The sequence below is a fragment of the Streptomyces spiramenti genome (assembly GCF_012034385.1).
GTDB lineage: Bacteria > Actinomycetota > Actinomycetes > Streptomycetales > Streptomycetaceae > Streptomyces > Streptomyces spiramenti.
The window spans coordinates 1-6,315 of sequence record NZ_JAAVJB010000259.1; the positions used below are offsets into that span (position 1 = coordinate 1).

The 6,315-nt window shown below is 73.4% G+C and carries 5 protein-coding genes; 1 reads left to right on the plus strand and 4 read right to left on the minus strand.

Annotated elements, in window-relative coordinates:
• From HCJ92_RS20980 to HCJ92_RS20995, 4 genes are all read right to left on the minus strand, one after another.
• Window positions 1–1,097: pyridoxal-phosphate dependent enzyme (locus HCJ92_RS20980; protein ID WP_167935180.1), on the minus strand; the 1,097-nt coding region annotated here is incomplete at its 3' end.
• Between the two features lie 41 nt (window positions 1,098–1,138).
• Complete coding sequence (locus HCJ92_RS20985) at window positions 1,139–1,942, minus strand: Rossmann-like domain-containing protein (protein ID WP_167935181.1); 804 nt, start codon at window positions 1,940–1,942, stop codon at window positions 1,139–1,141.
• Entirely contained in the window at window positions 1,939–2,691 is a 753-nt protein-coding gene (locus HCJ92_RS20990; protein ID WP_167935182.1) for a class I SAM-dependent methyltransferase, read from the minus strand. The genes HCJ92_RS20985 and HCJ92_RS20990 overlap by 4 nt, the downstream gene beginning before the upstream one ends.
• Window positions 2,692–3,392: 701 nt before the next feature.
• Window positions 3,393–4,436, minus strand: coding sequence for a zinc-dependent alcohol dehydrogenase (locus HCJ92_RS20995; RefSeq protein WP_209311404.1), 1,044 nt, complete (start codon window positions 4,434–4,436; stop codon window positions 3,393–3,395).
• Window positions 4,437–4,870: 434 nt separating this feature from the next.
• Here HCJ92_RS20995 and HCJ92_RS21000 point away from each other — a divergent pair.
• Window positions 4,871–6,315, plus strand: a 1,445-nt coding sequence (locus tag HCJ92_RS21000; protein WP_245241061.1) for a sensor histidine kinase, incomplete at its 3' end; no start/stop codon positions are given.

Here is a 6,315-nt window from a genome sequence, read left to right on the forward strand (position 1 = left end):
GTGTCTTCCTTCCGCTCGGGCTGACGTCGGTCGGCGGCGGGCATGTCGTCGTGCGCGGAGCGGCGGTCGGGCCACCTCTTCCGGAGCTCCTCCCCCGCCGCCGCAGGGGCGGAGGACCCGTTCCAGTCCATCCGCGACCAGGGAAGGTCGACCTCCGCCGACGACCGGACCTGGCGGGGCGCCAGGTCCTCCAGCGGTATCGCCTCCCGGTGACGGTCGAAGACGGTGTCGACGTAGCGGTGCCCGGTGTCCGCGGCGACGAACATGACGGTCCGGTCGGTCTCGGCGCGGCACTCCCAACGCGCCGCCAGGTACGCCGCACCGGCGGAGAGGCCGGCGAAGACGGCGTGGCGCCGCAACAGATCGATGCTGCCGGACAGCGCGGCGTCGAAGGCGGTCCAGTGGACGGTGTCGTACCGGTCGTGGCGGACGTTGCCGAACGGGATGGAGCTGCCGATGCCGGCGATGATGATCTCCGGATCGGCGACGTGCTCGCAGCCGAAGGTGACGCTGCCGAACGGCTGGACGCCGACGAGCCGCACGTCGACGGCGCGTCGGCGCAGCTGCTGGGCGAGTGCTCCGGTGGAGACGCCGGTTCCGACCCCGCCGACGAGGGTCAGCGGCCCGGCGCCGGCTTCCGAGGCGATGCGGTCGGCGACCTCGGCGTAGCCGAGGTCGTGGATGTCGTCGTGGTACTGGCGCATCCAGTGGTACTCCGGGTGCTCCGCCAGGATCTCCCGGATGCGGGCCACCCGGCGGTTCTGATCCAGCTTGAGGTCGTTGCCGCCGCGCATCAGCTCCAGACGGACGCCGAGGACCTCCAACTGCGTGCGCAGCGTGCGGTCCACAGCGGCGGACCCGATGATGTGGCAGCGCAGCTCGTAGCGGTGGCAGGCCAGGGCGAGAGCGTAGGCGTAGATGCCGCTGGAGCTGTCGATGAGGGTGTCGCCAGGTCGGACGGCCCCGGTCTCCAGCAGGTGCCGCACGGCGGCCAGTGCGGAAACCGCCTTCATGGTCTCGAAGCGGAGGCAGGTGAGGGAGTCGTCGAGGCGGATCAGGTCCGGGCGTCCGACGGCTTCGGATATGTGGTCGTCCATGGGGTGGCTCCTGGCCGGTGACGTGGCGAACGCGGCGGGTGTCACGCCACCGCCCGGTAGCGGTAGACGGTGGTGGCGTCGGCGCTGAACTGCGAGAACGGGAACGGCTCCGCGCACAGCGCCGTCACCCCCGCCCCGAGGAAGGCACGCGCCACGGCGCTGCCGGTCTGCGCGTAGACCACCAACGGGACGCCCCGCTCGCGGCAGCGGCCGAGGACGGTGTCGAAGCTGCCGTTGCCGAGGGTCATGCCGGTGGCGACGACGGCGTCGGCGGTGTCGAGCACGATGTTCATGTCGTCGGTGACCGGGTCGCCCCAGCGGGTGGTCCGCAGGTTGAGGTCGCAGAGCAGGGGTTCGCCGCCGCGTTCCCGGATGGCGGCGACGAGTGGGTTGACGACGCCGATGAGTCCGACGGTGAGGCCGGTCGTGGTCTCGAGCAGGTCGGCGACGGCGGCGTCCCGCGCGGCGGCACGGTGTTCGGGCGTGCCGGTGGGGAGGGTGACGGCCTCCGCGCCGGCGGTCTCGCGGTGCGGCGCCGCCGCGGCGAGGCAGGCGTCGAGCGCCGCGATGCGCAGGGCGTGGGGACCTTCGCGCAGCAGAGTGTCGATACTCGCCCCGCTGGCCGCCCGGCACACTGCCGGGTCGACCTCGCCGGCCTCGAAGGCGCAGGCACCGAAGGAGTCGCCGACGCGGACGAGGAGGTACTGGTTGAGGTAGGTGGTGTCCCCGCCGGCCAGCCGAGTGCCGTGGTGGGCCCAGAACACGCTGGTGGCGACCAGGTGCCGGGGCGGGGTCCCGTGGCGGCCGGCCAGGACGTCGGTGATCAGCTCTTCGACGGCGCTCACGGTCGGCCCCCGTCCCGGAGGCCCTGGTGGGTGATGCGGAAGAGGAAGGTGACGACGCCGTCCTGCCAGTCGTGGAGGTGCTCGATCCGCGGGTCGAAACCGTGGTCGAGCGCATGACCGACCAGGGCGCGCAGGTCGGCGGTGGTGGAGGCGATGAGGAAGATCTCCCCTGCGGGGGCGAGGAGTTCGCGTTCCGCGAGTTGGGCGAAGAAGCGGGCGACGAGCGGGGCACCGACGCACACGTTGCGGACGACGTCGGGGTCGTCGCTCACCGACCGGCTCACGGCCGGGGGGTTGAAGGTGACGACGTCGAACCGACTGCCGTCCGGGACGGCGTCGAAGAGGTCGCCGACCCGGGGGTGGAAGGCGGTCCCCGGGCGGTCGCCGACGAGCTCCCGGTAGTGGCGCGTGGTGGCGGCGATGCTCGCCGCGTGGACGTCCAGGGCGTGGACCTCGCGGGCTCCTCGCAACCCGGCCGCCACGGCTTCGATCCCGAGCCCGACGCCCATGGCCGCGTAGCGGAGACCGTGCGTCTCGATGCGGCCGTCGAGCACCCGGTCGTGGATCATGCGGCTGGTCCATCCGGGGACGAAGACGCCCGGGGGGACGTCGAAGGTCCAGCCGTTCCAGGTGTGCGTGCGGGTGGTGTGCAGGTCGGCCGTCGGCCGGTTGACGGCGATGATCCTGTGGGCGGGCAACGGAGCCGGCAGCTGTGCAAGCAGGGCGGTTCCGGTCGCGGTGCGGTCCATGAGTTCTCTTCCGTGATCGTCGGTGGAACGGGCGCGCGCGTGCTGGGTCTCGGGGGGGCGACGAGGCGCCCGGTGCTGTCCGGTGGGGACCGGCCGGGGCGTCGGGGCCCGGGGCGTCGGGGTGGGACGTCGGGGGATGGGAACGTGGGGTGACGGCGCGTACCGAGGGCGGCACGACCGACAGCACACTAATGGCAATGATTGTCATTGCGATAGTGGCCGGTATCCCAACTGTGCGCCCGCACGCGGGATGTGAGGCCGAAGGACGCCGTCACGAGCCTTTCCGGAGCCCGAGTGCGCCGACCTGTCGGTCTGCACGCGCGCCCGTGCCGGCGATGCCGCAGACGGCGCCGGTGATGACGGAGGCCACCGACGACATCGGGACACCGGTCACGACCGACGCCACGCCCCGCACCGCCCACCGGCGTGCCGGCCGCAGCTCCGCGGCGCCCGTATCCGACGTCGGTCACGGGCCGCGCCGGACCGGGGCGTCCGCTCGGCTCGGTCGCCACACGAGGCCGCCGTGACGGCTGCGACCCGGTTCACCGCCGGGAAGGGCACAGGGAGACGGCCTCCGGCGCGACGGCGCCCCGTCGGGTCAGGTCACCTCGGAGGCGTGGACGCCGCACCACACCGGAAACATGTCCGCGCAGCCCGGCACCACGAGCGGCTGCTTGAGGCGGCCACGTCCAGGCGGTGCGTCAGCTGCGGGGGTCGACGAACACCTTGGTGTGGGCGCTGTCGCCCGCGTCGAGCTCCTCCAGAAGGTCGCCGAGCCGGGACAGGCCGACGGTGCCGGTGTGCAGGGAGGCGACGTCGATCCGCCGCTCGGCGATCGAACGCATCGTGCCCAAGAAGTCCTCGCGGTTGTAGGCGAGTGAACCGATGACCGTCAGTTCCCGGCTCTGCCAGTCGCCGTAACTGACTGCCGAGTCGGTAAGAGGGAAGCCGAGCAGCGCGAGCGTGCCGCCGCGCCGGACCAGTTCGGCGGACGGTTGCAGCAGGGACGCGACGCCCGCACATTCGAACAGCACATCTGCGCCGAGCCCCTCGCCGGCCCTGGTCAGCAGCTCCCGAAGGCCCTCGGGCGCCACCACGTCGCGGAAGCCCAACTTCTCGGCGGCGCTCCGACGAGCAGCCGAAGGCTCCGAGACGATGACGCGACCTGCGCCCGCGTTGCGCGCGTGCTGGGCGGTCAGCAGGCCGATCGGACCGGCGCCCTGCACGACCACCAGGGACCCCAGCTCCATGGCGGTACGGCGGACCGCGTGAAAGGTCACGGCCGCCGGTTCGACGAGAGCGGCTTCGACGTCCGAGAGGGCGTCAGGCACGGGCACCACCCTGCGCGCGGACACACCGAGACGGGTCGCGAAGCCGCCGTGGGCGGGAGCCGCCTCGTCGACACCGTTCGCTTCGGCGAACACCGTGTCGCAGTGGCGGGCATGGCCGGCCAGGCACTGGCGACACGCGCCACAGGCGGGCCCTACCGCACCCACCACACGCTGTCCGACGGTCACCCCGGAGACCTCGTCCCCGACCGCGCTGACCCTTCCGGTCCACTCGTGCCCGAAGACCGCCGGCGGCAGCATGTGCCCGTCGGTGTAGCCGTGGACATCGGTTCCGCAGATTCCGGCGTAGGTGACGTCGACCACCACCCCGTCCCGCGCGGGCTGCTGGTCCTCCCGGGTGAGTTCCTCCAGTCGTCGTGGTCCGGACACCCGCACGTAGCGCTGTTCAGCGTTCATGGCCCACATGCTCCCGCCGGCCGAGAGCCGGGGCGTGGAACGAACCCCGCAGCGGACGGGAACAACCCCTTCGGTCGATACGCCGCGACGGCCGCCCACAGCGCCGGGGAGCCCCGTGCCCGGACCGCGTCGGGTCCGCGCAGTCGACTGCGTCGGCAGCCCGTGAGGGGCGGTCGGCGGCCATGGCCCACGGCCCGCGCCGGCCAGGTCGACCGAGTCGGCCCGCCGCGCACCGGTTCCGGTCACCGCCCGCCTGGGCCGTTCGCGTCTCCCCGCGTCCGGAGGGCTCGAAGGGAAGGTCGCACCGGGCTGCACCGGCCCACCGGCACCGCACGGCTGCACACGGCGCACCGGTCTCTATCGCTGGTTGGAGACCGGAGTCCTCCCGCGGGCCGAAGCGCCGCGAGGAGCGACGGCCATAGCCTCGTCCCATCATGAATCGAACCGACGACCGGTTCCTCCCGGTCCTTCTGGCGGCGGCGCAGGCCCTGGTGTGGCCGGGTGGCGCTCTGCTGCGGGGCCAGGTGCCGACCGCGCCGCACCTGCTGGCAGCGGCGCTCGCCGCGCTCCTGGTGGCCGGCGCGCTCTTCACCCGCCGCCGGCACCCGGTGGGAGCACTGGTGATCACCGTGGTGCCGTGCGCACTCGTCGCAGGAGTCCTCCCCGTCGGTGCGGTGGCGATACTGGGGACGGCGGGTGTCGCGCTGGCGCTCTACGAAGTGGCGCTGCGCCGCGACACCTTCACGACCCTGCTCACCGTGGGAACCCTGGCCGTGTGGCAACTGCTGTACCAGGTTACGCTGCACGGCGTCGGTGACCGCGACAAGCTCGTGCTGGCCCTGGTCACGCTGGTCTACGCCACCTCCTGCGGCTGGGGCATACGACGACGGCGCGCAGCCGCCGCCGCGGAGGCAGCTGCATACCGGCTGCGCCGCACCGAGGCGGAGCGGCACCGCCTGGCCGCCGACGAACGACGGCGGATGGAGCGCGAACTCCACGACGTCAGCGCCCATCACCTGACCGCCGTGGTCGTGTCCGCCGGCGCGGCCGAGGGACTGGGCGACCGTCGCCCCGAACTCCGCGAGCAAGCGCTGGCGCTTGCCGTCACCGCCGGCGCGGAGGTCACCGCCGCGCTGGGTGCGGTACCCGAGCCCGGCCGCGGCACCGTCGACACCGCGGAGCCGCGGGAGCGGCTGCTGACGCTGGCGGAGGGCATCCGGCGGCTCGGCCAACCGGTGAGCTGCGAGCTGGCGGCGGTGCCCGAGGGGACCGCCGCCGAAGCGGTGTTCGGCATCGTCCGTGAAGCGCTCACCAACGCCGTACGCCACGCCCCCGGAGCCGTCACCCACGTGGTCTGCCGGGCGGACGGTGACGGCCACGTCGTCGCCGTCCGTAACGGCCCACCGAACGACGCGAGCGGCGATGCTCGCGGCCTGGGCGGCGGCCGGGGGCAGGCGTTCCTCCGCAGCCGGGTACAGGAGGCGGGTGGCACGGTGCGCAGCGGCCCCACCGCGGACGGCGGTTGGGAGGTCGAGGCCCGGCTGCCCGGCCCGGACGGTGCCCGGGCCGAGCCGACGGCGCCGCGCCGTCGACGGGTGGCGCAGGTCGTGGTGGCGGTCGGTCTCGGGCTCCACCCCATGCTTCCGCTGCTCATCGTGAGGGCGAACGACGTTCCCGGCGGGGACGGTGTCTCGCCGGGACTGGTCTTCGCCCTGGTCGCCGGGGCGCAGGCGGTGGCGCTCCTGTGGTCCCGGAGTGCGCCCCGGGCGGCGCTCGCGGTCGTGCTGGCGCTGACCCTGCGGCGGGAACACTTCGAGCGTCTGCGGCGCCCGGACGTCCGGCTGATGGCCCTCCCGGCGTTCGTCGGCGCGCTGCTCGT

Excerpts from the sequence above, each read along its gene's own strand:
- HCJ92_RS20990 (WP_167935182.1), bottom strand. The coding sequence starts at position 2,691 with ATGGACCGCACCGCGACCGGAACCGCCCTGCTTGCACAGCTGCCGGCT.
- HCJ92_RS20995 (WP_209311404.1), bottom strand. The coding sequence starts at position 4,436 with ATGAACGCTGAACAGCGCTACGTGCGGGTGTCCGGACCACGACGACTG.